The 23,428-nt window shown below is 42.6% G+C and carries 30 protein-coding genes, 1 tRNA gene, 1 riboswitch and 1 other annotated feature; of the genes, 5 read left to right on the top strand and 26 right to left on the bottom strand.

The window, feature by feature from the left end:
• Positions 1-19: 19 nt before the first annotated feature.
• Positions 20-883 (bottom strand): hypothetical protein, encoded by an 864-nt coding sequence (locus ACWI_RS16230; protein ID WP_070372490.1) that lies wholly within the window; start codon positions 881-883, stop codon positions 20-22.
• Positions 884-944: 61 nt separating this feature from the next.
• Positions 945-1,715, bottom strand: coding sequence for an FAD-dependent thymidylate synthase (thyX, locus tag ACWI_RS16225; RefSeq protein ID WP_070372489.1), 771 nt, complete (start codon positions 1,713-1,715; stop codon positions 945-947).
• A 235-nt stretch (positions 1,716-1,950) separates the two neighbouring features.
• Here thyX and ACWI_RS16220 point away from each other — a divergent pair, with 235 nt between their 5' ends.
• Positions 1,951-2,484: a M48 family metallopeptidase gene (locus tag ACWI_RS16220; protein WP_070372488.1), complete on the top strand. Its 534-nt coding sequence runs from the start codon at positions 1,951-1,953 to the stop codon at positions 2,482-2,484.
• 54 nt (positions 2,485-2,538) lie between these two features.
• On the opposite strand, the gene ACWI_RS16215 is transcribed toward ACWI_RS16220, so the two are convergent.
• The 6 genes from ACWI_RS16215 to ACWI_RS16190 form a co-directional block, all read right to left on the bottom strand.
• Positions 2,539-3,762 (bottom strand): L-lactate MFS transporter, encoded by a 1,224-nt coding sequence (locus ACWI_RS16215; RefSeq protein ID WP_070372487.1) that lies wholly within the window; start codon positions 3,760-3,762, stop codon positions 2,539-2,541.
• A 21-nt stretch (positions 3,763-3,783) separates the two neighbouring features.
• Positions 3,784-4,437, bottom strand: coding sequence for a 3-oxoacid CoA-transferase subunit B (locus ACWI_RS16210; protein ID WP_070372486.1), 654 nt, complete (start codon positions 4,435-4,437; stop codon positions 3,784-3,786).
• Between the two features lie 11 nt (positions 4,438-4,448).
• Positions 4,449-5,159 carry a CoA transferase subunit A gene (locus ACWI_RS16205; protein WP_070372485.1) on the bottom strand — a complete coding sequence of 237 codons (711 nt, stop codon included), beginning with the start codon at positions 5,157-5,159 and terminating at the stop codon, positions 4,449-4,451.
• 491 nt (positions 5,160-5,650) lie between these two features.
• Positions 5,651-6,370, bottom strand: coding sequence for a hypothetical protein (locus tag ACWI_RS16200; RefSeq protein ID WP_070372484.1), 720 nt, complete (start codon positions 6,368-6,370; stop codon positions 5,651-5,653).
• A gap of 5 nt (positions 6,371-6,375) precedes the next feature.
• Positions 6,376-7,671, bottom strand: a complete 1,296-nt coding sequence (locus ACWI_RS16195; protein WP_070372483.1) for a hypothetical protein — start codon at positions 7,669-7,671, stop codon at positions 6,376-6,378.
• Positions 7,672-7,673: 2 nt separating this feature from the next.
• On the bottom strand, positions 7,674-7,976 hold the full coding sequence (locus ACWI_RS16190) for a MoaD-like domain-containing protein (RefSeq protein ID WP_070372482.1): 303 nt from the start codon (positions 7,974-7,976) through the stop codon (positions 7,674-7,676).
• Positions 7,977-8,344: 368 nt separating this feature from the next.
• Positions 8,345-8,437: riboswitch (THF riboswitch) on the top strand.
• 138 nt (positions 8,438-8,575) lie between these two features.
• On the opposite strand from ACWI_RS16190, the gene folE reads away from it, so the two are divergent.
• From folE to folK, 4 genes are read left to right on the top strand one after another with little or no spacing between them, the layout of a single operon-like run.
• Complete coding sequence (gene folE, locus ACWI_RS16185) at positions 8,576-9,133, top strand: GTP cyclohydrolase I FolE (protein ID WP_175440967.1); 558 nt, start codon at positions 8,576-8,578, stop codon at positions 9,131-9,133.
• 10 nt (positions 9,134-9,143) lie between these two features.
• On the top strand, positions 9,144-9,626 hold the full coding sequence (locus tag ACWI_RS16180) for an HD domain-containing protein (protein ID WP_070372480.1): 483 nt from the start codon (positions 9,144-9,146) through the stop codon (positions 9,624-9,626).
• Positions 9,627-9,636: 10 nt separating this feature from the next.
• Positions 9,637-10,464 carry a dihydropteroate synthase gene (folP, locus tag ACWI_RS16175; protein WP_070372479.1) on the top strand — a complete coding sequence of 276 codons (828 nt, stop codon included), beginning with the start codon at positions 9,637-9,639 and terminating at the stop codon, positions 10,462-10,464.
• On the top strand, positions 10,446-11,264 hold the full coding sequence (folK, locus tag ACWI_RS16170) for a 2-amino-4-hydroxy-6-hydroxymethyldihydropteridine diphosphokinase (RefSeq protein ID WP_070372478.1): 819 nt from the start codon (positions 10,446-10,448) through the stop codon (positions 11,262-11,264). The genes folP and folK overlap by 19 nt, the downstream gene beginning before the upstream one ends.
• Before the next feature lie 60 nt (positions 11,265-11,324).
• Here the strand turns inward: folK and ACWI_RS16165 are convergent, their stop codons facing one another.
• The 18 genes from ACWI_RS16165 to acsB all read right to left on the bottom strand — a co-directional run bounded on the left by ACWI_RS16165 (position 11,325) and on the right by acsB (position 23,428).
• Positions 11,325-11,903 carry a hypothetical protein gene (locus ACWI_RS16165; RefSeq protein ID WP_139142398.1) on the bottom strand — a complete coding sequence of 193 codons (579 nt, stop codon included), beginning with the start codon at positions 11,901-11,903 and terminating at the stop codon, positions 11,325-11,327.
• A 19-nt stretch (positions 11,904-11,922) separates the two neighbouring features.
• Positions 11,923-13,374 carry a proline--tRNA ligase gene (gene proS, locus ACWI_RS16160; RefSeq protein ID WP_070372476.1) on the bottom strand — a complete coding sequence of 484 codons (1,452 nt, stop codon included), beginning with the start codon at positions 13,372-13,374 and terminating at the stop codon, positions 11,923-11,925.
• Positions 13,375-13,454: 80 nt separating this feature from the next.
• Positions 13,455-13,838 (bottom strand): 50S ribosomal protein L7/L12, encoded by a 384-nt coding sequence (gene rplL, locus ACWI_RS16155; RefSeq protein WP_070372475.1) that lies wholly within the window; start codon positions 13,836-13,838, stop codon positions 13,455-13,457.
• Between the two features lie 47 nt (positions 13,839-13,885).
• Entirely contained in the window at positions 13,886-14,407 is a 522-nt protein-coding gene (gene rplJ / locus ACWI_RS16150; protein ID WP_070372474.1) for a 50S ribosomal protein L10, read from the bottom strand.
• A 24-nt stretch (positions 14,408-14,431) separates the two neighbouring features.
• Positions 14,432-14,552 (bottom strand) — a sequence feature (ribosomal protein L10 leader region).
• Positions 14,553-14,627: 75 nt separating this feature from the next.
• Positions 14,628-15,317 (bottom strand): 50S ribosomal protein L1, encoded by a 690-nt coding sequence (gene rplA / locus ACWI_RS16145; protein WP_070372473.1) that lies wholly within the window; start codon positions 15,315-15,317, stop codon positions 14,628-14,630.
• A 61-nt stretch (positions 15,318-15,378) separates the two neighbouring features.
• Entirely contained in the window at positions 15,379-15,804 is a 426-nt protein-coding gene (rplK, locus tag ACWI_RS16140; protein WP_070372472.1) for a 50S ribosomal protein L11, read from the bottom strand.
• A gap of 71 nt (positions 15,805-15,875) precedes the next feature.
• The gene (nusG, locus tag ACWI_RS16135) at positions 15,876-16,412 is read right to left on the bottom strand and encodes a transcription termination/antitermination protein NusG (protein WP_070372471.1); all 537 of its coding nucleotides are present in this window, start codon (positions 16,410-16,412) and stop codon (positions 15,876-15,878) included.
• 13 nt (positions 16,413-16,425) lie between these two features.
• Positions 16,426-16,803, bottom strand: a complete 378-nt coding sequence (gene secE / locus ACWI_RS18645; RefSeq protein ID WP_084633762.1) for a preprotein translocase subunit SecE — start codon at positions 16,801-16,803, stop codon at positions 16,426-16,428.
• Between the two features lie 18 nt (positions 16,804-16,821).
• Positions 16,822-16,971: a 50S ribosomal protein L33 gene (gene rpmG, locus ACWI_RS16125; RefSeq protein ID WP_014355470.1), complete on the bottom strand. Its 150-nt coding sequence runs from the start codon at positions 16,969-16,971 to the stop codon at positions 16,822-16,824.
• Between the two features lie 255 nt (positions 16,972-17,226).
• Entirely contained in the window at positions 17,227-17,724 is a 498-nt protein-coding gene (locus ACWI_RS16120; protein ID WP_242871638.1) for a GNAT family N-acetyltransferase, read from the bottom strand.
• Positions 17,725-17,800: 76 nt separating this feature from the next.
• Complete coding sequence (locus ACWI_RS16115; protein ID WP_070372470.1) at positions 17,801-17,986, bottom strand: hypothetical protein; 186 nt, start codon at positions 17,984-17,986, stop codon at positions 17,801-17,803.
• Between the two features lie 179 nt (positions 17,987-18,165).
• Positions 18,166-18,242, bottom strand: a tRNA-Arg gene (locus tag ACWI_RS16110).
• A 142-nt stretch (positions 18,243-18,384) separates the two neighbouring features.
• A complete protein-coding gene (locus ACWI_RS16105) occupies positions 18,385-19,218 on the bottom strand; it encodes a M15 family metallopeptidase (RefSeq protein ID WP_139142397.1) in 834 nt (277 codons plus the stop codon).
• Between the two features lie 216 nt (positions 19,219-19,434).
• Positions 19,435-19,653: a DUF8180 domain-containing protein gene (locus ACWI_RS16100; protein ID WP_070372468.1), complete on the bottom strand. Its 219-nt coding sequence runs from the start codon at positions 19,651-19,653 to the stop codon at positions 19,435-19,437.
• Positions 19,654-20,076, bottom strand: coding sequence for a DUF3842 family protein (locus tag ACWI_RS16095; RefSeq protein ID WP_070372467.1), 423 nt, complete (start codon positions 20,074-20,076; stop codon positions 19,654-19,656).
• 3 nt (positions 20,077-20,079) lie between these two features.
• Positions 20,080-20,277, bottom strand: a complete 198-nt coding sequence (locus tag ACWI_RS16090; RefSeq protein WP_070372466.1) for a CooT family nickel-binding protein — start codon at positions 20,275-20,277, stop codon at positions 20,080-20,082.
• A gap of 157 nt (positions 20,278-20,434) precedes the next feature.
• Complete coding sequence (locus tag ACWI_RS16085) at positions 20,435-21,082, bottom strand: DUF8180 domain-containing protein (RefSeq protein ID WP_070372465.1); 648 nt, start codon at positions 21,080-21,082, stop codon at positions 20,435-20,437.
• A gap of 177 nt (positions 21,083-21,259) precedes the next feature.
• Complete coding sequence (gene acsB, locus ACWI_RS16080; protein ID WP_070372504.1) at positions 21,260-23,428, bottom strand: acetyl-CoA decarbonylase/synthase complex subunit alpha/beta; 2,169 nt, start codon at positions 23,426-23,428, stop codon at positions 21,260-21,262.

Here is a 23,428-nt window from a genome sequence, read left to right as displayed (position 1 = left end):
AAAGCCCGGTGGGCTTTTTTTATTTGCGGGCTTTTGAATCTGTTGCCTTTTCTAATTTTTTGTTGTCATTTTTGCCTTTACCAAGCATTTTTTCAAACAATTTTTCTGATCCTGATTTGCGTTCACTCATTTGCTTTTCATGGAGTCTCGTGAATTTATTGATTCTGCCAACCCAAGTTTTGGCATCTGCAATCATCCTGCTGTCATCAGGATTTGGGATAACGGCAGTCCATTCCTGAAACAGCTTGCCGTTTCGGGTTAAGGCTTCATAATTAATCGCCAGGACCTTGTACATTTTTTCACCGTTGTCATAATTCTTCAGCTTGGCCTGAGCTTTTGTCCATTTATGAAACCGTCCCATAATATAAGCGCTGTCTTCGTGGATAATCGTGACATAGGGTTTAACCAGGGCCCTATATTTAAAGCTCTGCGGAAAGACAATGGTGAATAATACTGACATGGTAGCAAAGAATCCAAAAAAAACAAATCCCAGCCACTTTGATCCTTCAGACAGCATGATTACCAGTAAAACCGAGATAACCAGTTCGATTCCCAATAAAACCCAGATCTTTTTCTTTTCAGAATTTTTCTGAATCTGGTTTAACTCGCCGATAAATCCCTCATATTGAGCTTCATCGTATTCCCAGACCAGCGCTTCGTCTTTTTTTGCCATAAACGTTTCAAACTGGCGATAGCGGCGGTAGAAAAAGATGGCATAACCCAGCGAAAAAACAATAATCACCACACCTACATAGGTAAAGTAAAACTGATAGCTTACCACCGCTTTTATCACAAACGGAACAAAAATAATAGCGATCCCTAAAACAGCGACGATTAGAGCAATAATAATATTCTGTTTTTCAGGATTTTTAATTTCCAACATACCTTTTCACGACCTTTTCAATTTTAGTTTATTTTTATTGGACAAGACGTATATCGATGTCCTAAATGTGTTTGAATTTTTCTCTGACCTCAACGATTTGGCCACACGTCATACTGCCTTCTGGGCAGGGGCCTTCGACACAGCGGGGTCCGCCATTTTTAAAGAGTAAGGGGGCCACTTTTTTACATTCTTTAAGCATTTGGGTAGCCAGTTCCCGAATTTCCCATTGGGCCCGATTGCAACAACGCTGATTAAAGAAATGCAGCAGTTCCCGGGTATTCATGGTGGTCACAATTTTCGTTTCGCAGGCATTGGGCAAAACAAATCGGGCATCTTCAATGCCCTGTTTTTCGGCCGCCATCGCAGCCTGTTTTTCTGAAAGCCCTGCTGCCATCAATTCTTTTGTGTATTTTTCAATAAGTCTTTGGGCCAGTGCATCGTAGGTCTTCTGAGCATTCTCCATTCCTTCCACAAAGATCTTTTCGCCATCCGGCAGAGCTTTAATTTCTGGAGGAATCACATAACTAAACTGACCTTCAGCTACATAGCGTTGCGATTTCTGACTGAAGCTGGCCATCCGATGGCGCACCAGCTGATGGGTTAAGGCCCGGCTAACCCCTTCAATGGCAAAGGTAAAGCTGGCATGTTCGATGGGCGATGCGTGGCCCATGTCCATCAAACGGGTTAAGAAGCGCTCCACATTATCATCGGTCAAGTCATCCATGATCTCACCGGCACCGGCTTTGGAATAACATAGCTTGGCCGCTGCCGCCACTAATTTCTCAGGATCCGGGGTGTGTTGAATCAAAGTTACACTTAATCTTGTCTCCATAAGATTCTCCTTTCATTTAAAAACACTTCTGATTATTCTCAACATGTTTGGGAACGATAATATCTCATTATAACATTTTTCCAGTGAAAGTACAGTTCATAAACGGCATCTTAAAAATTTGCAAGTTAATCACCAATTCTTTCCCTATGGTGACAACTATTTCTATTCAGGTTTGGCTGCTTCTTGGATATAATTGTCAAAATGAATTGTTCAACCAGAAGATGGAGGTACCCCTATGTTTGGCAATCTTGATACCGTCCCTGAATTATTAAAAAACTATCAGTACAAAACTGGTGAAAAACATAAATTTCTGGGTGATTATTATCGCCTGATGATTGAAGAATCCCCCACCACCGGAGTGGTGATCAACAACTATAACATGGTTCTTAATGTCCAGGATGTTTCGTCCCTTTCCCATAAAGAATTTGTTCTGGATATGTGGTACCGGGAGCAGGCCCGGGAAATTTTTGTCGAGGCCATGGCCGCTGCCATCATCAAAGCGGCGCCCTATCAAATCCGTTTTCCCGACCTGAAAATCTATCGGCTGGACAACCGCTGGGGCGCCTGTTCACCCAAAAGTCAGCGGGTGATCCTGAATCTGGAGCTGATTAAGACCCCCAAGGAATGTATTGAATACATTGCTCTCCACGAGATGCTTCACTTCCGTTTTCCCAATCATAATCTTTCCTTCTACGGGGCCCTGGGTACACTGATGTCGGACTGGAAAGAACGGGAAGACATGCTCAACCGCAAATATCGCTTAACTTAAACCAAAACAAGATCTGTCTCGTGCGACAGATCTTGTTTTTTTCACTTTTAATTTTTAGTGCTCCGTTGCCAGCATCATTTTGTGTTTGGCATTCATCCGTTTTGCAATCAATACCAGAATAATCGCCGCGATGTTAATGCCCAGGGTGATGATAAAGGCCAGGTTATAACTGCCACCGCTTTTTTCTACAGCGTAGGCCGCAATTTGCGGTCCAATAAAAGCCCCGATTGATAGGCCGGTCATGACCACCCCATAGTTCATACTCAAGTTTTTGATCCCAAAGTTATCAGCCGTAATCGACGGGAATAATCCGAAGACACCGCCATAGCTGGCTGCTATCAAACAGATCCCTACCATAAAAAGCGGTAAGTCTTTGGTAAAATACAAGGCCACCAAGCCAGCACCACTTAAAGCAAACATACACATCAGGGTATTGTAGCGTCCAATTTTATCAGAAACAGTTCCCCAGACAACCCGTCCGGTGGCATTAGCCAAGCCGATAAAACCAACCGCAAAAGCCGCCTGTTCGGGCGATAAGCCAACCATCACCTGACCAATCGGCGAAGCCTGGCTGATAATCATTAATCCCGAGATACAGCCCAGCACCATTAATCCCCAAATCACATAAAAGTCAACAGTTTTTAACATCTCCCGGGTGGTGACATCACCACTACTCTGATTTGCTGCCGCAGTGGTCGCCTTGTTATCAACCGCCGATGCTGGCGGAGCCGCAATAAAGATCCCCAACACCAGAATCACTCCGGCAAAGATCAATCCCAAAGTCTGGAAGGCCCCCAATACGCCTTGGGCAGCAATAAACTGTACCGCCACCGGAGCAAAAATCAGCGAACCGGCACCAAAACCTCCGGCTGTCAGTCCCCCAGCCAACCCCTTGTGTTCCGGAAACCATTTAACGGTATTGGAAACGGTAATGGAGTAGATCAGTCCAATTCCCGATCCGGCAATTAAGCCATAGGTAATATAGATCTGATAAACGGTGGTGATCATGCCACTTAAGTAAAGGCCCAAACCGAACAGCACCCCACCTAACAAGACGACCACCCGCACCCCGAAACGTTTTACCAGCGGCCCGGCAAAAATCATTGCAATCGGCAAAACAAATAAGTTGATGGTAAAGGCCATTGATGCCTGGGAGGGCGTCCAGCCAAAATCGACCTGTAACGGTTTTGAGAAAACACTCCAGGCGTAAGCAAAGCCAATGCACAAGTTGATCACAATGCTGACAGCCAGGATCAACCATTTTTTATTGTTATTCATATTCTTTCCTCTTCAATCTTTCTAAGTAATTTCGATATGTTCCCATTCGATGATGTTTAAAATTGTCCCTTCGGTGAGTTGCTCAATCTCAGCCGCAGTAACCCCTGGTGCCAGTTCTTCCAGATACAATCCGTCTTTATCCACCCGAAACACCGCCTTATCGGTGATGATCATATCCACGACCCCAGCGGCGGTTAAGGGCAGGGTGCATTTTTTCCTGATTTTCGGGTTGCCGTGCTTGTCGGTATGGGTCATCGCCACAATCACGCGTTTGCAACCATACAGCAAATCCATGGCACCACCCATTCCCGTTAACAGCTTCCCGGGAATTTTCCAGCTGGCAATGTTTCCGGCTTCATCAACTTCCAGAGCACCGACCACCGTCATATCAATATGTCCACCGCGAATCATCGCAAACGAGGTGGCCACATCAAATACCGCACCACCAGGCAGCATGGTAATCGGCTCGGCACCAGCATTGGCAATATCCGGATTGCTTTCACCCCGTTTTGGTTTAGGCCCAAACATCAGGCCGCCATTTTCGGTCTGAAGAAACACCCGGGTTCCTTCTGGAATATAATTGGCCGATTCCGTCGGAATGCCGATTCCCAAATTGACATACATTCCGTCTTTAAATTCTTTAGCGATTCTTCTGGCAATATAATTTTTAGGCATCTTGGAACCTCCTATAATTTATTTGTGGCGATCCACATTTCTTCATAAATCACCTTACGTGCTTCATAACTGTGTCCTTTAACAATATAATCCACAAAGATTCCCGGTGTCCCAATTTGTTCACAAGCAATCTCGCCAATCTCGACAATCTCATCCACCTCAGCAATGACAATGTCGGCAGCCGTGGCCATAATCGGATTCGTATTACTCATTCCCTGATATTGCAAATTTCCCAAAGGGTCAGCCCGATAGGCTTTAATTACCGCTACATCAGCCCGGATCGGCTTAAATAACAGATAAGGTTTTCCATCGACGGTAATTTTTTGTGCCATCGCTTCGACCTCTGTTCCCATCCCCACCGGTGTGACAACAGCACCCAATCCGGCACCGCCAGCACGCACCCGCTCCACAAAGGTGCCCATGGGGCTTAACTCCAGTTCCACTTCTTCACCCACAATTTGTTTGATCAAATTGGGATCAGTTCCCACATGTGATGTCACGTATTTTATAATCTGATGATTCACAACCAATTTGCCAACATCCACACCGCCACCCCGATACCCGGCGCCAATACTGATGACGGTCAGGTCCTTAACGCCAGCTGCTGCTATTTCATCGATCATTTTTAGTGGAACAGCAGCCCCTAAAAATCCTCCGATCATAACAGAAGATTGATCAACAATTTTTTTTACGGCTTCTGCTGTCGTAATTTGTACTGCCATTACAATGACCTCCTTTTGTACGTGATAATTACCCAAATCATTTAAGATGGTTCCTCAATTTAACACGAAACCGCTCAATTGAAACGAGAATTTTTTGACTGATAAATGGAATTTTTCATACTATTTCTCTAGGGTTAAATTCAATATATTTTAAGCGTGTCTTTGAGATATTAATGTTACCCTTATATTCGTATTTGGAGTGTCTTTAATCCACTTCAAGAACTATCTTATAAGTAAGCATTCGCTGAATAATATCTGTTCATTAAGACTTATTAAGTATTTTAAAGATTTAGTTCGATTATTTAAAATTTTATGATTTTTTTACAATTTATATAACGATATTTTACTCATGTATGTCTTATTTAGTCAAAAAAAAGAAGAAGACTGGATAAAATAGCGATGCTATCTTTTCCAGCCTTCTTTTGGGAAACTCTTTATTTTCACTTATTAAAGTCAACATTAATCACATCAATTGACTGATCCGTTACCGATCATACATGCATTTTCTTTTTTAGCATTCTCCGGGTTTTTTCCGGAATCCGATGATAAATCGTCTGGAGCAGGCCAATGATGCAAAGGCCCGAGACCGCTACAATCAATGACCAGGTTAATTGGACTTCCCCCAGTACATTTAAGCTGACAATTCCATCAATGCCGATTGCCAGTACAATCACAAAAAGAATCAGGTTGGTGGGAATAAAAATGAACTGACTTTTATGCCGGGTGTGTTTCAGAATAAAGCGAAACAGGCTGACATCCAGATAAAGCAGGGTGGCAATCGGAAAGGCATAACTTAAAAACCAGTTGGTTTGGCTTCCACCAATCATATAAACAAACAGGCAGGTAATCACCACGGTAATATAGGCTCCCAGAAAATTATAGTTCGGTTTGAGGTAACCCATGGCAAAAAAGACAATGGCAAAAATGCTGAGATCCGCCAGGGCGATATATTTCAGCAAAACATGATTCCAGGGATAAACCAGATAGATGACGCCAATAATCACCATAATGCTGGCCGCAATAATCGTAATCGAAAAAAACGCCTGATTCTTTTTTCCCAGATGATCTTCTTCATAGGTATTGATCGCCTGAGGATATTTACTGTCCTGAGAAAAAATTCCATCATTGACATCCGGAACGGGAAAGTCGCAAAGCGGACAGTTTTTCACATCATCTTCAACTTCAACACCACATTTTGGGCAATAGGCCATGATTCTCACCTCTTATTCGTTTCAATTTTTACCGGAATTCCCAGCTGTCTGATTTTTCCAAAAAAGATCTTTTCAATGACCGTTTCTCCAGTGGTTTTGCCAAAACACAGGGCCAGCCGATTCTCATAACTGACCGTTACCATCTTAAGTCGGCTTTCAGCGCTGGGGGAAGGAAAGACTTCAAAACTCTTCACATAGGGGCGCAGCTCTTCCGGAACCGTGACCACCCCCAAATTGGATAAACCACTGGTATAGCCCCGCTCGCCATAACGTTTATAGACAAGAGGCATCAGCAGCTTTTTTACCCACAGGGGAATGATCCGAAGAAAGATCAGTTGTTCATTGCGTACATTACGGGAAATATAGCGGTTAATATGCTTCCGATTCATATATAAACCCATATAGCCTTTGATCTGCTCAATAATCTCCGCCCGGGTATAATAGCCCAGGGCCAGATCAATCTCCGGATTAAGACTGATAAAGAAATTTCGCAGTGTAATCGAAGGAAACATCTTTCGCAAATCGACCGGTACATTGATGGCAATCCGTTGGCGCCGCTTTTTTTTCTCACTGATTGGCAGCTCCATAATATATTCCTGAATACTTTCAAAGTAAAGAGCCAGAATAAACTGGGTCAGGGTACAACCATGACTTTTAGCCAAGGTCAACAGGGGTGCTACTGGCACAAAACCGGTCAGCAAAAGGTACTCCCCCTTATCCAGTAGTTCAAAGGGAAAATGAAAGACCTTTTTACTACCCGGCGGCGGCGGTACATTTTCTTCATAATAGACCTTAAAGGAGTCTTCAAACTCCCCTGGATCCACATCCGTATCAATATCCATGGCTTTACCCAGATTTCTGGGAAAAATCTCTTTGCACAGCTTAAAATACTCGATAATCAAGGTTTGCAGAAAGGCCAGGCCACCGCTACCATCACAGATGCTGTGATTAAATTCGACATGGAGGTATTTTTTATAATAGAGCACCCGAAAGGGAAAGGTCTTGCCCTGCCGCTGTCGCATTGTTTTACAGGGATAATAGGTTTCTTCCTCTACCCTTGGTATCGCCTCGGTGTGTTCATAGTAGTACCAGAAAAAACCACGTTTTAACGTCACCTGAAAATAGGGAAACCGATGAATAATCTGTTCCAGCGCTTTTTGTAATGTCACTGGTTGTATTTCTTCTGATAATTCCACGGTCATCCGGTATACAGTAGTGATTCGTGATGAGGCAATGGCCGTGTAGAGGACACCCGCGTTATCCAGCGAATAAAAACTCTTCTTGGAATTCTTTTCTTCCATGGTCAACCTCCACCTCGAAGAAAGTTCTTTCGAAAGCTGCGCAAAAAGTCGTCAAACTGATCCTTTTCCACCACCAGGGTAACATCCACTGCCACCAGTGAACAGACCCCAATACTTTCCTGTCGCTCTGGCGACAAGGTTACCTGCCAGCCCGCACCGGTATAGCAATCTTTCCCAATTGTTTCGGCTTTCTTTCTCAGATAACGGTCAAATTCCCATTTGGGAATCCCCCGCATATATAACGTTTTTTTAATAAATTGATCGCCACTTGGCACGTTGGCTGTTAATATATCTGATTCGGTCATCGTTCCACTCATTTCTAACTATATTTTAATTTTCTGATTATTTGGCAGAATTATTTTACCATATCCGGCTTAAGTAAACGATGTAATTCGTAATTCTCTCCGCTTTCGGTTGTCAACTTTCGCAACTATCTTTCATCTTTCAGTGACCGACAAGTAAAAATATTGCCAATCGATTACATCAACTGAGCGACTTTGTTAAAAAAATGGTTAAATTTTTTCTCTTTACTTTTTTTGTTGATTTCACCAACTTTTTTTTGATTTTTTTATCCGCAAATTTCCAGCCAATCGATACTTAGAACGTTTAAGAATACGTTATATTACCCTTGTAACCTGCCCCGTCCCATGTTAAAATACACCCAATTAAATATAACAGAGTAGACAAGATGCGTAAAGTGTTAGAGGATGGGAAGTTGCCTTTAAACGAAATGAACTCATTGCGATATCTTGTTGCTTCCGCTGGACCCCTTAACAACCAATTAAGGGTTGCGGAAGCATTGCTTAAAACATTTTGTTTTATTTAAGTAATGCTTTTTTTATTTGGTTTTAGTAAAAACCATTCCGGATCAAATTGAAGTTGATTCGGCGATAGGAGAAAAATGATTGATCAAAAGAAAATCCAAGAAGCTGTCACAATGATTTTAGAAGCCATCGGCGAAGACCCCACCCGGGAAGGCCTGGTTGAAACCCCTGCCCGGGTTGCCCGGATGTATGCAGAAATTTTTTCAGGTCTGGGCCATACTGCCGAAGTTCACCTGGCCAAAACCTTTGCCGTAAAATCAGATGATATTGTCATTGAACGGGACATTCCCTTTTATTCGATGTGCGAGCATCACCTGTTACCCTTTTACGGTAAGGTTCACATTGCCTATATTCCCAATGGTCGGGTTGCCGGACTGTCTAAACTGGTTCGAACAGTTGATGTTTATGCCAAAAAACCACAGCTTCAGGAAGTATTAACCACCGAAATTGGTGAAGCCGTTATGGAATACCTGCAAGCCCGCGGCGTCATGGTTATCGTTGAAGCCGAACATCTCTGCATGAATATGCGCGGCGTCAAACGTCCCGGCACCCGTACCGTTACTGCGATGCAAGCCGGTATATTTGAGCATAACAAGGAGCTCAAAGACGAAGTCCATAAACTTTTAAGCATCAAATAGGACGTGGTTAATGGATCAGTTAAAAAATACCAACACCCTTTTTCACATGAATGATTATCAGAATTATCTAAAAAAAATAGAAACCTGTGAGGTCAATCGACCGTTTTGTCGTCATGACATCGACCATTTTTTATCAGTCGCCCGCATTGCCAGTATCAAAACCATGGAAGCCGGACTAAACTTCTCCCGGGATCTGATTTATACCACCGCATTGCTCCACGACATTGGTCGTTTTGTTCAATATCAGGACAAAACACCCCATGAAATCGCCTCTCACCAGTTGGCAATTCCCCTGCTGAAAACCCTTGATTATACTGACGATCAGAATAATCTAATCCTCGAGGCAATCCTTAATCATCGTAATCCAAAAGCCCAGGGATTCAGTAAACTAGTTTATCAAAGCGACAAATTATCCCGGGCCTGTTTTTGCTGCCCGGTTGAAACCGAATGTGATTGGTCACGTGAAAAGAAAAACCTGACCATTGTTTATTAAAGGAGTATTCATGCGAATTGGCAATAAAAATTTTGACTTAAGCAATCAGGTCCTCATTATGGGGATCTTAAACGTTACCCCCGATTCATTTTCTGACGGCGGCAAATTCAATAACCTGGATGCCAGCCTGAGGCAGGTAGAAAAAATGATCCTCGATGGTGCTGATATTATTGATCTTGGCGGCGAATCGACCCGTCCCGGTCATACTAAAATCAGTGATGCCGAAGAAATCGAGCGAGTCGTTCCAATGATCGAAGCAATCAACCAGCGCTTTGACATTCCCATTTCCATTGATACCTACAAGGGGCCTGTTGGGGCAGCGGCCTTAGCGGCTGGTGCCGACATGGTCAATGATATCTGGGGCTTTAAATATGATCCGACCCTGGCCGACATTACCGCCCAATACCAGGTTCCCTGCGTCCTGATGCATAACCGCACTAATCAGAATTATCACAACCTGATGACCGATATTAATAGCGATCTTCAGGAATCCATTAATATCGCCTTAAGCGCCGGTATTTCCAGGGATGCCATCATCCTTGACCCCGGCATTGGCTTTGCCAAGGATTACGCCCAGAATATGGAAACAATGCACCATCTGGAAGACCTGCAAACTCTCGGCTACCCGGTTCTTTTGGGTACCTCCCGAAAAGGCTTTATCGGCCTGACCCTGGATCTGCCGGTAACCGAACGGGTGGAGGGCACTGTGGCCACCACGGTTATCGGGATTATGAAAGGCGCCTCGATTATCCGGGTTCATGATGTCCTGGAAAATAAACGGGCGGCACAAATGACCGCCAGTATTCTGAAAGGAGCACCATGGACAAACTCTATATAAAAGACTTTGAGGTCTTTGCCTATCACGGGGTTTTCCCCGAAGAAAAAACCCTGGGCCAGAAATTTCTGATTTCTGTGACTCTATCTCTGGATATGCAGGAAGCAGCCCTTACCGGCGATTTGACAAAATCCGTTCATTATGGCGAACTCTGTCATGCCCTGGAGATCGAATTTAAAAAAGAAAGCTACGACCTGATTGAAACCGCTGGCGAAATGCTGGCGACCTATGTTTTAAAACACTACCCGATGGTTAAACATGTCAGCCTTACCATTAAAAAGCCTTGGGCCCCGATCCTTAAATCGATGGATACCGTCGCCATTGAAATAAACCGCGGTTGGCACCAGGCCTTTATCGGACTGGGCACCAATATGGGCGACCGCAATCTAAATCTAACCGAAGCCATTACTGCCATAAAAAGTACCCCTGGCATTGAAGGACTGACCCAATCCACAATTATCGAAACCGAGCCCTGGGGCTACACCGACCAGGATGCTTTTCTCAACTGTGTGTTGAAAATTAGAACCACCCTGCCGCCTCCTGTCCTGATGAACCGGCTGCTAGAGATCGAGCTGGAACTTAAACGGGAACGAACGATCCACTGGGGCCCCCGGACTATTGATCTGGATATTTTATTTTACGATAATCTGATCAGTGATGATCCCCATGTGATTCTCCCCCATCCCCGGATTCAGGAACGGACTTTTGTAATGGAATCAATGGCTGAAATTGCGCCGTACTTCGTCCATCCCCTGCTCAATATACGAATGATCGAATTGTTTAACAATTTAAAGAATGCATAAAAAAAGAGGCCATCTAAGGATAACTTAGGGCCTCTTTATACGTTTTATCGATTTAATTGATTAGCCAAAATAAATTGCGTAGGCTGTCCGACTCGGAGTGGTCAATCCCATCTCGGTGACTGTAACGCCAATTTCTGCTTCGACATTGTCGAATAAATCAAATATTTTCTTACCCGATTCCAGACGAAATCCATCTTCACCGGGATAGATGCAATCTGTTATCGTGACACCATAGCGATTCTTCACATCACGTATCAGCGCTTCTCTGGCAAATTCGCAGGCGAAATTGCAGAGCTCCATGATAATGTACTGATCCAGAACATTCTCTCGAGAAAGGCAATAGTTTTCAATTTCCCGACCGGCTGTAACAATATTCGGAAAAACATAGGTAGACTTGGCAATTTTTTCCACCCCAACTTCACTGACAAATTCAACTCCATCCAAGGTGAAGTGAGTAGCATCAATGATTTTCGCTTCGGATACCCGATAGAGAACCTTTGGCTTCGGAATATTTCTTGCTGACTCAAGAATTCGCTCAATAGGCAAAGCCCGTCTTGATCCTTTTTTCATCCGGATATGTTCATAAAACTCGCTTTCATTCAAGAAAAATCCCAGGTTGGTCATTGCAATGCTGCTCATTTTCACACGCTCATACTTCCTAATAAGCTCGGGCGAAGTAGGCCATCTTTTGTGCCGGCTTCCCACAACATACACATTTTCCTGCGTACAACACTTCCTGTTCGTCTTCAAATGGAATACAACGGATCGACGCACCCGTTTCTTCTTTTATCTGATCTTCACAGCTCCGCTCACCACACCACATCGCTTTTACAAATCCAGGATTTTCTGATAAATTCTTTTTGAATTCGTCAATGTTTTCCGCTGTGGAGGTTTTTTCTTCCCGCATTTTCAGCGCTTTATTAAAGAGGTTGGTCTGAATTTCGACCAACAAGTCATCCACAGCCTGGCTGATATTATCCAGACTGACCTGAATTTTTTCACCGGTATCCCGTCGGGCCAGAACGCATTGACCATTTTCAATGTCCCGAGGACCGATTTCCAGGCGGATTGGTACACCTTTCATTTCCCACTGGTTAAATTTCCAGCCAGGGGAATAGCCGTCCAGATCATCAACCTTTACTCTGAAATCTTTTCCCAGTGTTTTACTGATTTCCCAGGCTTTATCCAATACCCCTTCTTTATGTTGGGCCACTGGAATAACTACCACCTGAATCGGTGCAATTTTCGGCGGCAGAACCAGACCATTATCATCACCATGAACCATGATAATCCCGCCGATCAACCGGGTCGATACCCCCCAGGAAGTATGATAAGGAAAAGACTGCTCATTATTGCGATCCAGGTAGGTAATTTCAAAGGCTTTGGTAAAATGCTGACCGAGATTATGAGAGGTTCCCGATTGCAGGGCCTGACCATCGTGCATTAGTGCCTCCATGGTATAGGTGGCATCGGCACCAGCGAATTTTTCTTTATCACTTTTACGACCAACGACCATCGGCATGGCGAGATGGCTTTCGGCAATTTCCCGGTAGATCCCCAGCATTTGCATGGTTTCTTCCTGAGCTTCTTCCGGGGTTTCATGGAGGGTATGCCCCTCCTGCCATAAAAACTCAGAGGTTCTCAGGAAGGGTCGGGTGGTTTTTTCCCACCGTACTACTGAACACCACTGATTATACAAAAAAGGCAGCTGTCGATAGGAATTGAGCCACTTAGAGTACATACTGCAAATAATCGTTTCTGATGTAGGACGCACTGCCAATTTTTCAGCCAGTTCTTTACCGCCACCATGGGTAACCCAGGCGACCTCTGGCGCAAATCCTTCGACATGCTCCGCTTCTTTTGTTAGCAGGCTTTCTGGAATCAAAAGCGGAAAATACATGTTCTCATGACCGGTTTCTTTGAAGCGTTTATCGTAAGCACCCTGGATCAGCTCCCAAATCGCATAACCGTAGGGCCGAATCACCATAAATCCTTTTACCGGAGAATAGTCCACCAATTCGGTTTTGGATATAACATCTGTATACCATTGGGGGAAGTTTACCGCCATGGGCGTGATTTCCTTTACTTGATTTGTCTGTTTTTTTCCCATTGTTCTTCTTTCTCAGACATCGTCTGTTAAACAAAAAAATCACCTGCGCAAGCAAGTGATTTTTAGTGGTTATCGAGTAATTATTTTACTTCGACGCTTCCGCCAACTTCTTCAATTTTAGCTTTAATATCATCAGCTTCTTCTTTAGTAGCGCCTTCTTTTAATGGTTTTGGAGCTTCGTCAACTAATGCTTTCGCTTCTTTTAAGCCTAAGCCTGTTAATTCACGAACAACTTTGATAACTTTGATTTTTTGATCGCCAGCAGAAGCCAGGATTACATCAAAATCAGTTTTTTCTTCAGCTTCTTCAACAGCACCACCAGCAGCTGGAGCAGCCATCATTGCCATTGGAGCAGCAGCGCTAACGCCGAATTCTTCTTCTAATGCTTTAACCAGTTCAGATAATTCTAATACAGTTAAACCTTTTACGTCTTCAATTAATTGTGTTACTTTTTCACTTGCCATTTTATAAAACCTCCAAATATTCTTTCTTTAATTTAGTTTTTTTCGAATTATGCTTGTTTTTGTTCCGCAATCGCATTTAATGCGACAACCAATCCACGCATGTTTCCGTTAAGTACGTTAACAAAACCTGAAATTGGTGCGTTTAAGCCGCCAAGAACCTTGGCAACCAATACTTCTCGTGGTGGTAATTCAGCAAGATCCTGGACGCCTTTGACATCTAAGACTTTACCATCTACCATACCCGCTTTAATTTCTAAAGCCTTATGTTTTTTTGCAAACTCGCTGAGTAATTTAGCTGGTGCAACTGGATCTGTATCACAGAAAGCAATTGCAGTAGGTCCAACCAAAACGTCAAGTAAACCTTCAAAACCGGTTTCTTTTGCAGCGAACCGCATCATTGAATTTTTATATACCTTGTAGTCGATACCTGCTGCTCTCGCCAGGGAACGTAACTCAGTTACTTCTTCAACATTCAACCCACGATAATCAACGAGAACCGCTGTTTGGGCGTTACGAAGTTTTTGCGCAATTTCCTGGACAATCACTTGTTTTTCTTCAATTTTTGGCATGTATTATCTGCACCTCCTTTATAAAATCGTATCAAAAAAGCTCACTCCACAGCGTGAAGAGAGCTTTATTATTCATAAGCGTTTATCTCTTCAACCTCGGTAGGATTTACAAACCTACTGTCTATGGATGAATGCGTCTTTTACAACGACGTTATTGTATCATTTGTCATTTTCTATGTCAAGTCGTTTCAAAGTTTATTATTTATAAAGCAATAAACTTCTAGATTTTTCCTGTATTGACTTTAACTCCAGGACTCATGGTGCTTGCCAGGGTTACACTGCGGAAGTATTGACCTTTGGCAGCAGCTGGTTTTGCTTTTTTAACAGTTTCCAATAATACCATCATGTTTTCTTTTAAGGCTTCTTCGGTAAATGATGCTTTTCCGATGATTACGTGAATAATATTGGTCTTATCCAAACGATACTCAACCTTACCGGCTTTAGTATCCGCTACAGCTTTGGCAATATCCATAGTTACCGTTCCTGATTTAGGATTTGGCATTAACCCTTTAGGTCCCAATACTCGACCTAAACGACCAACCTTACCCATCATATCTGGAGTAGCAATCATTACATCAAAATCAAACCAGTTTTCTTTCTGAATTTTATCGATCATATCGTCTTCACCAAAGAAATCGGCGCCTGCTTCTTCAGCTTCTTTGAGTTTATCACCTTTGGCGATAACCAGAACTTTAACTGATTTACCAGTACCATGTGGCAGAACGATTGCTCCACGAACCTGTTGATCTGCATGACGTGAGTCAACACCCAATTTAACATGCAATTCAATGGTTTCATCAAACTTTGCTGTAGCCAGTTTTTTGACTTGTGCAATTGCTGCATCTATTTCAAAAAGTTCTTGCTTATCAAAGCTTTTTACCAAATCCTGATATTTTTTTCCTTTTTTCATCTTTGCCTCCTTGTGGTAATAGCGGTTTCCCTCCCACTTAAGGTGTTTCTACCTTCTAAAATTATTCTTCGATTGTGATACCCATGCTACGGGCAGTTCCAGCGATCATTCTCATCGCTGCTTCAACAGATGCTGCGTTTAAGTCAGGCATCTTTAATGTTGCAATTTCTCTTAATTGTTCAGTTGTAACCTTAGCTACCTTGGTTTTGTTAGGTACCCCAGATCCAGACTCAATACCAGCAACTTTCTTTAATAGAACCGCAGCTGGCGGTGTTTTTGTAATAAATGAGTAAGATCGATCCTGATAAACAGTGATTACAACAGGAATAATCATTCCTGCTTCATTTGCAGTTTTTGCGTTGAATTCTTTACAGAATCCCATAATATTAACCCCATGTTGACCTAATGCAGGACCAACTGGTGGTGCTGGTGTTGCTTTACCGGCAGGAATTTGTAATTTAATCATACCAATTACTTTTTTTGCCATGATAACACCTCCTTCATTTTATTATAGTTTTTTTTCTCCTAATTGGAGTAGCATGAAGAATAGTTTTTTCCTTAAGTGTTTATTTTTTCTATTTGTTCAAATCCCAGTTCAGCGAGGGTATCTCGACCAAACATGGAAACATTGACCTTGACCTTTGATTTCTCGGCATGCACTTCTTCAATAACACCGGTGAACCCTTCTAGTGGTCCTTCAATGACCTTCACTTCTTCACCAACATGCATACTGATTTCCACACGCTGCTGACGAATGCCCATACTCTTAAGTTCTGACTTTGAGAGCGGAACAGGTTTTGAGGCAGGACCAACAAACCCGGTTACACCACGGGTATTTCGGACAACATACCATGAATCATCTGTCATGAACATTTTAATCATGACATAACCTGGAAATAGCTTTTTCTCCTTAACGACTTTTTTGCCGTTTTTACTTTCCACTATTTCTTGTACGGGAACCTGAACCTCAAGGATCACGTCCTCCATATTTCTGTTTTCGACGGTGGCTTCAATGCTTGCCTTTACCTTATTCTCATAACCGGAATAGGTATGTGCAACAAACCATTGGGCCTGTTCCTGTTGATTAGTATCCATGGTTCTCCCTTACCTAAATGTTCATAAATAACGCGGCAAGTGCACCTAATCCTGAATCAACAACCCAAACGAGAAAAGTGAATATCCCAACAATTCCGGCAACAACGCCAGATTTCTTTATCAATTCATCTTTAGTTAACCAAGTAACTTTTCGCAGTTCATGATGAACGCCTTTTAAAAAGCCGACCATCTTCTGAAAAATATTCGGTTCCTTACTTTTATCGCTTGACTTCTTTGCTGTTTTTTTCTCATTTTTTGCCGTTGACTGAGGCGCTTTCTTTTCCTCTTTTACGAGGTTTGCAGCCTTATCATCGGTTTTTTGTGCCTGTTGTGGGGTGTTATCTTTTCCTTGTTTACTACTGGCATTTTTACTTTTTTTGTTAGTTGCCATGATATTCCTCTTTATCCATTATTTCGTTTCTTTATGTGGTGTATGCTTCTTGCAAAACTTGCAATATTTATCCACTTCTAAACGATCAGGGTTATTCTTCTTGTTTTTCATGGTATCGTAATTTCTTTGCTTGCATTCTGTACATGCTAAAGTAACTTTTACTCTCATTCCAGCACCTCCTACATCCTTATATCAACACCCGCAGGAACATGCAGGCACACGTTCCCTATTTTCATAGTCACTAACATAGAATACCATAAGACCCTGATTTTTGTCAATGAAAACATTGCTAATCATCCATGATTTTCTTTATCAGTGACTGTCCGATTATTGCTGTTGCGGTTCAAATAAAAAAAGGCATATAGCCTTTTGAACAACATTAAAATTATATCAGCAACGCCGAAAATAATCAAGCAGCATTTACTATTTTTCTATTTTTAATCCCCAATAATCACAGCCAATCAAGTTTCCGTCGATGTCCACTGCCTCTGGCATATGTCCCCATAACCTGAACCCATGTTTTTTGACAAGCTTGCGGCTGCTGATATTGGTGTCAAATACGACTGCCACCAGGTTTTTGAATCCGATTTCCCGGGCCGCTTCTATCGCTCGCTGCATTAACATTGAACCAATGCCCTGGCGGTGAAAATGGCTGTCCAGGTAATAACTTATTTCTGAAGTAAAGCGAAACCCCTCTCTGCCAGCGCGAAATTCAGTGAGCGTCACCCAACCAACCACCTTGCCATCGACTTCGGCCACATACATCGGATGTCGTGGCGCCGAATGATGAATGAACCAGTCTTTGCGCATCTCCATGGTTGCCGGCGAAAGCTGGGCCGTAAATTTTCGGGCCGCAATGGATTCGTTCAGAATTTCCAGCACTCTGAGGTAATCTCTTTCTTCTACTAATCGTATTTCCAATGTGTCAATTATCTCCTGTATCATTCAGATTGTTTTTTTGTGTTCGGATGATTTTTTAAAACTCGTTATCAACCGTTTATTTGCGACCAATTTTCCCAAACCAGGCAATTATCACCGTTGCTATAAAAATAATGGCAACGACCCCTACCGTTGTAATCAGCGGAGAGAGGATCACACTGATCCAGGCAATAATGATCGGAGAAATGAGCGCAAACAATAGAAGCAGTCCACAGACAATTAAATACTTTTTATAATTTTCCATCAGCATTCCCCCGCTTTGTGGCATTGCTACCGCTTAATAACTCTAAGAAGTATAAGCCTTGTTGTCACACTTTGCAACCGTTTCTCAGTTATTTAATTATTTTTTTACATCCACCTGTCATTTAATCGTCGATAGTAAATTCCGCCAATAAAAAAACGGCCATCGCCGCCACATTCAAATGGTGCACCCGAGAGGATTCGAACCTCCGGCACGCAGTTTAGGAAACTACTGCTCTATCCACCTGAGCTACGGGCGCACAAAATACTTGCTTATTATATCAGACAATTAATTCTTTGAAAATAGTTTTTTTATCCATTCTGTCTCAGGAAACACACTGAAATTTCACAAAAGGATACCCTAGGATATCCTTTTGTGCATTTATATTTTTTAACCAGACCCTAATTAGTGCCATAGTATTCTTCCATGGTTTTTCCGCTATTGTAAATCGCCGTCGCCACATCCACACCCAAATAGCGCAAATGCCAGGGCTCGTAGGCGTAACCGGTAATATCGGTTTTACCCTGAGGATAACGGACAATAAACCCGTACTTATGGGCGTTATCCTTAATGAATTGTCCTTCAGGTGTTGCACCAAAGCTCTCTAACAGATCAAAACCAACAGTCGCACTGGTAACATCCATGGCTAAGCCCAATTGATGCTCACTCATTCCCGGTCGGGCGCTGACCAGTTCGGCCCCGTCAACCCCATACGTGTCCACATTCCAGGCATACAGCTCGGACTGGGTTTCATATGAACGATAACCCGAGCAGCAGTATAATTCTAAACCAGCGCTCTCTGCCGCTTTAAACAGTTTTGTCAACCCGTCAGCAGCGACACTTCTCAGCTGGGTATCCCGGGTTGATGGTAAGTCAACAGTGACCAGATCGCTGGGGATATAGCTGGCTGAAATACTATGGTTTTTATTAACCAGTGTCGTGATACTATCTGTGCCGGTTCCACTTTCTGCGGCGTTGTTTTTTTCTTCTTCTTTTGTTTCGCTCTGTGCCGGTTGTTCGGTTACAGCCGCCTGATTTGTTGTCACCGGATCAGACTCTGTTTTTGCATTCGTTGTTTGCGCCGTTGATGCCTGTGAATTTTTCTGGTTGGTGGTTTCTGACTGGGTTTCGTTCCGATGCCAAAAACCGAGCGTTAAAACTGCAATAGCCAGAATCAAAATAGCCGCCAGACCACCACATGCAACGATAAAACGTTTTTTATCTTTGATTCGCATTTTTAAACCTTCTTCTTTTTTGATAATTTCATTATACACCAACTTTTAAAAGTTCGCATAATTTTTTATGAAAAAATCCCCGGTCGAACATTATATTCTTCCGGGGATTTGTCACATTAACAGGTTTAATTCGATGCTACAATAAAAAAAACAGAACAAAAAGTCCTGCTTTCAAGCATGGCAATAATCATTATGATGCGATTTATTATTCTGTTATTAAAAGCGCATTTTCGCTTCCATAATCTTCTTTTGAGCTTCTCGCATTTTAGCGATCGCTATTAAAATCTCCTGGGACACATTGTCCTTTGATGTTCCCTGCAATTTATCGGCCCATTCCTGATAGCCTGCAATATGGTCTCCGGTGTGATTAATCCAATGAGCAAGAAACACCTTGAAAATATCGGCTTCTTTATCCATATTTAATTTATCATCCATCTATACGTCTCCCAAATTGAGTTCTTTTTTAATCAAGGATACTGCTTCACGAATTTGAAGTAGTAATGGTTTTTCCTCCAGTGAAACAATATGGTGATTTTCCGGTAGAATCGGAATATAGATTTTAAATCCATCACTATTTCCTATGGCTTCAACCATTTTCGGAGTGACTTCTCCCATCATCGAGTTTGGAATGGTCATCGCAATTGAACTGATGATAAAATCAGCTTTTTTCACGGTAACAGCAATGGCATTTTCGCCAGTAGCACCTTTATTGGCGCCTTTTTTTAACATCGCCGCAGTGGCCAGCGCATTGGTTCCCAAACCATATATTTCAATATATGGTGGTATTTCATCTTTTAAAATACCGACAATTCGAGAGCCAATGCCTCCTCCCATGCCGTCTAGCACTACTATGTTCATCGTCTAGACCGTTGTTCCTTCAATAATAATTTTGTGGTTAAGAAGCTTGACTTCTTTTAATTTGCCTTGAACAATTTTTGTACCGCCCAATAAATCCGACAGGGTTAAACTGCCATCTTCATTTGGAACGATATCAACAACGTAGTCCATAATTTTAGTTTCTCCTTCAGGAGTGATCATATAAGCTGAAGATTCACACATGTTCTCAGTCTCCTTTCTTCTAATTGAGGTTATTTTAACATAGTCTGCCCCCTAACACAAGTCAGGGGGCAACTGGTTTATTATACATTTTTAAACGACTTTCATCGCTATTCGTATCATCCGCACTGGTCGAGTAATGTGCAAATTTTAGAATTGCTTAACCTAACTCTTTTTTAGCTGCCACCAAATGCTTATCAGCTTCGCTCATCAGTGCAATTGCTTCGATTAAGGACTCGGCAACATCATTTTTACCCAAACGATTCATTTTTTCAACCCAGGTGTTGTATTCCATGGCATGATCCTGATTGTGCGCCACCCAGTGATCGAGTAGCAATCCCAGGATTTCAACATCCTTATTTTCGACATCACCACCATGGCAACAACCGGCGCCGTTTTTATTGTGGTGTCCACAATGGCCATCACCGTGAACATGGGGGTGGGGATGATCATGGCCGTGTGTGTGATCGTGTCCATGCGAATGATCATGGCCATGGGCATGGGCCTGACTTTCATGTCCATGCGGGTGCTCATGTTGATGAGGATGGGGATGGGCGTGATGATGGGTGTGCTCATGCTCATGCTCTTTTGTATGGGTATGTTCACTGCCATGATCATGGTCATCGCTGTGAGGGTGACTATGGGTGTGTCCATGTTCGTGATTATGCTCATGAATGTGTTCATGACCTTCATCCCCGGTATGCGGATGCGAATGTTGATGTTCGTGTTGGGCTCCACCTAAATGCGGATGGCCTTCTTCATGCTCATGATGCTCACCATGGCTGTGTTGTTCTTTATTGCTACACATATTGTTTCCTCCTGTTGATCTGATTTTTTTATAATTATAGCATCCTTTTCTTAATAAATCGATAGCTATTTTGAATTATTCTAAACTGTGTAAGTTTATGCTTTGGGTTAAAAAAAGGCAGAACACGTCTGTGTTCTGCCTTCAGGCATGTCTTTATTTTGACAGGGTCAAAATGTATTACATAATTGGATCCATTGCTAAAGCTGGATGTCCTTTTGATTCTAGGAATTCTAAAACTGCTTCAGAATCGCTGGCAATTGTTTCGTCACAAACCATGTCTGCAAAGTTTTCAATGCCGGTCATTTCAAATACAGCTTTATTTAAACGTTCTGCTACATCATCTTTTAATTCTTTTGGCATCCAAACGATTCGTTGTAAACCGCCTTCAGCTGACATGAATTTTTTAGAACCGATCAGGAATCGACCATGACCCATGAAGCCTGGAGTTTGAACCCCACCACCGGTCATTGAAGCCAATTCACCGAAAGTCATACCAACTGGTGAAGTATCACCGAACTCACGGTTTACAATGATAACACCGTTTGCTTCTGGCATGATACCACAGATACATTCGAAACAACCACATGATGTCATTGGATCTTCAAGGATTGAGTACAGTGTAACTGCTTCAACAGCGCCTTGAGAATCTCTGGCTACTACTTCATTTACAGAATCCCAACGTCCTAAACGTTCGTCAGTAGCTTCGCCTTTAACGATTGGTTGGTTAGGTCCGGTTGGATCCAATTCTTTAGTTGCTTTAGCATCTAACCAGGAAACAGCACCACAAAGACCTAAACGTTCTGGTGTTACAACACAAACGTGGCTTGGAGCAAATGATTGACATAACAGACAGGTATAGAATTCATCAACACTTTCATCTGTCAGAGCGCCCATTCGTTCGTCACGTTCAGCATAGATCGGTTTAACCAGTTCTTCGCCAAGACGTTTTACATCTTCTGCATTGGTGTAAATGGTAACTTCACATTTGTCAACAACTTTATCAAAGTCAGAACGCATTTTTGCATATAAAACTTCACCGATGTGTCTTAAACGGAAGCCTTTTTCAAATGCTTCTTTTGTTAAACGGATCCATGCAATATTTCTTTGACCAACATGCATTGCGCCTTCAATATAGTTTGTGAAGTAATGGATACGTCTTTCCAGTACGGTTTCAAAGTCTTTTTGCATTGCTTTTCCGCCGACTTTAACAACAACACCCATTGGCAGACGAACAACGTCTTTGCCTTCAAACATGGCATCGTCAATGTCAGGTCCAACCACGGTAATTTTGTGATCTTCCATTTCAGCAACATCGCCAGTTGTTACAAGTTCCCAACATTCAGTTTTGTTTCCACCGAATTCAGCAAACATAGTATCTTTACGAACACGTTCACCTTCGAAGGCTGAAGAAACAGCAACTGGACAGTCGATTTCAGTAACTTTAATTTTGATGCCACGGGCTTCTAAAGAAGTCGCAACAACTTTGCTGTTATCTGGTTGGTTTAATAATAAGGTTGGTACTTCGTTGATATAGGTTTCTGTGATTGCTGGGAAGCCTAACTCGATAGCAGCAGCTCCGGCAGCAATAATTTTGTTATCCCATGGTCCAAATACGTTAACAAACGCTTTAACACGGTTTTTGGTATAGGTTCGGTGAGCCACGAAGTCGCCAGGAGGTGTCGCACCAAAGATTAAGCTGGCACGGATCGCTACTGATACAACATGGATAACGGATTCAATTTCGTATCCCAGAGGAATAACTCGCAGGTCGATACCCATTTTGATTTTTTGTTCAATGGCTTGATCGATAACTTTACCAACCATGAAGGTCAATAAACCTTTACCTTGGTAGTCTTTAACAATAGAAGCCAGCATTTCAGCATCGCTACATTCACCGATAATAACAGCAACCCCTGGGATGTCATCAGTTACCAGTGGCACACCGAAGTTACGTACTTCAGCATCAGTGATATGTCCTAAACAACGGGCATCGGTTGTATTTAAATCTTCAACGTGACGGCCTTCGTATGGAAGTTCTTCGTATACATATTTAACTGCTTCAATGATTTCCGCACACATTGCAGCAGAAGTTCCGGCATCCAAGCCTTCTTGCAGGTAATTTGTACGGTTTACTTTAGCTTTTGCAAGTTCTAAGGCTTCTTCTAATTCACCAACGTTGGTGATTTTTTTGCCGGTGATGGCATAGATACATGGTAAAGCATAAGCAGTACCGGGGAATTTTACCGGTGTTTCTTTTCCCTTTTCAGCAACGACTTTGGCAACCATTTCTTCAGCACGTTGCTGATACTGGGCTTGACCGTCGTAAACAATATCAAAAAGATTCAT

Source organism: Acetobacterium wieringae (assembly GCF_001766835.1).
GTDB classification, from domain to species: Bacteria; Bacillota; Clostridia; order Eubacteriales; family Eubacteriaceae; genus Acetobacterium; species Acetobacterium wieringae.
The sequence above is the reverse complement of the archived record's forward strand: the minus strand, read 5'-3'. Positions and strand labels throughout refer to the sequence as shown.

Coding starts and splice junctions, on each gene's coding strand:
- ACWI_RS16230 (WP_070372490.1), bottom strand. CDS start 883: ATGTTGGAAATTAAAAATCCTGAAAAACAGAATATTATTATTGCTCTA.
- thyX (WP_070372489.1), bottom strand. CDS start 1,715: ATGGAGACAAGATTAAGTGTAACTTTGATTCAACACACCCCGGATCCT.
- ACWI_RS16220 (WP_070372488.1), top strand. CDS start 1,951: ATGTTTGGCAATCTTGATACCGTCCCTGAATTATTAAAAAACTATCAG.
- ACWI_RS16215 (WP_070372487.1), bottom strand. CDS start 3,762: ATGAATAACAATAAAAAATGGTTGATCCTGGCTGTCAGCATTGTGATC.
- ACWI_RS16210 (WP_070372486.1), bottom strand. CDS start 4,437: ATGCCTAAAAATTATATTGCCAGAAGAATCGCTAAAGAATTTAAAGAC.
- ACWI_RS16205 (WP_070372485.1), bottom strand. CDS start 5,159: ATGGCAGTACAAATTACGACAGCAGAAGCCGTAAAAAAAATTGTTGAT.
- ACWI_RS16200 (WP_070372484.1), bottom strand. CDS start 6,370: ATGGCCTATTGCCCAAAATGTGGTGTTGAAGTTGAAGATGATGTGAAA.
- ACWI_RS16195 (WP_070372483.1), bottom strand. CDS start 7,671: ATGGAAGAAAAGAATTCCAAGAAGAGTTTTTATTCGCTGGATAACGCG.
- ACWI_RS16190 (WP_070372482.1), bottom strand. CDS start 7,976: ATGACCGAATCAGATATATTAACAGCCAACGTGCCAAGTGGCGATCAA.
- ACWI_RS16180 (WP_070372480.1), top strand. CDS start 9,144: ATGGATCAGTTAAAAAATACCAACACCCTTTTTCACATGAATGATTAT.
- folP (WP_070372479.1), top strand. CDS start 9,637: ATGCGAATTGGCAATAAAAATTTTGACTTAAGCAATCAGGTCCTCATT.
- folK (WP_070372478.1), top strand. CDS start 10,446: ATGGACAAACTCTATATAAAAGACTTTGAGGTCTTTGCCTATCACGGG.
- ACWI_RS16165 (WP_139142398.1), bottom strand. CDS start 11,903: ATGAGCAGCATTGCAATGACCAACCTGGGATTTTTCTTGAATGAAAGC.
- proS (WP_070372476.1), bottom strand. CDS start 13,374: ATGGGAAAAAAACAGACAAATCAAGTAAAGGAAATCACGCCCATGGCG.
- rplL (WP_070372475.1), bottom strand. CDS start 13,838: ATGGCAAGTGAAAAAGTAACACAATTAATTGAAGACGTAAAAGGTTTA.
- rplJ (WP_070372474.1), bottom strand. CDS start 14,407: ATGCCAAAAATTGAAGAAAAACAAGTGATTGTCCAGGAAATTGCGCAA.
- rplA (WP_070372473.1), bottom strand. CDS start 15,317: ATGAAAAAAGGAAAAAAATATCAGGATTTGGTAAAAAGCTTTGATAAG.
- rplK (WP_070372472.1), bottom strand. CDS start 15,804: ATGGCAAAAAAAGTAATTGGTATGATTAAATTACAAATTCCTGCCGGT.
- nusG (WP_070372471.1), bottom strand. CDS start 16,412: ATGGATACTAATCAACAGGAACAGGCCCAATGGTTTGTTGCACATACC.
- secE (WP_084633762.1), bottom strand. CDS start 16,803: ATGGCAACTAACAAAAAAAGTAAAAATGCCAGTAGTAAACAAGGAAAA.
- rpmG (WP_014355470.1), bottom strand. CDS start 16,971: ATGAGAGTAAAAGTTACTTTAGCATGTACAGAATGCAAGCAAAGAAAT.
- ACWI_RS16115 (WP_070372470.1), bottom strand. CDS start 17,986: ATGGAAAATTATAAAAAGTATTTAATTGTCTGTGGACTGCTTCTATTG.
- ACWI_RS16105 (WP_139142397.1), bottom strand. CDS start 19,218: ATGCGAATCAAAGATAAAAAACGTTTTATCGTTGCATGTGGTGGTCTG.
- ACWI_RS16100 (WP_070372468.1), bottom strand. CDS start 19,653: ATGGATGATAAATTAAATATGGATAAAGAAGCCGATATTTTCAAGGTG.
- ACWI_RS16095 (WP_070372467.1), bottom strand. CDS start 20,076: ATGAACATAGTAGTGCTAGACGGCATGGGAGGAGGCATTGGCTCTCGA.
- ACWI_RS16090 (WP_070372466.1), bottom strand. CDS start 20,277: ATGTGTGAATCTTCAGCTTATATGATCACTCCTGAAGGAGAAACTAAA.
- ACWI_RS16085 (WP_070372465.1), bottom strand. CDS start 21,082: ATGTGTAGCAATAAAGAACAACACAGCCATGGTGAGCATCATGAGCAT.
- acsB (WP_070372504.1), bottom strand. CDS start 23,428: ATGAATCTTTTTGATATTGTTTACGACGGTCAAGCCCAGTATCAGCAA.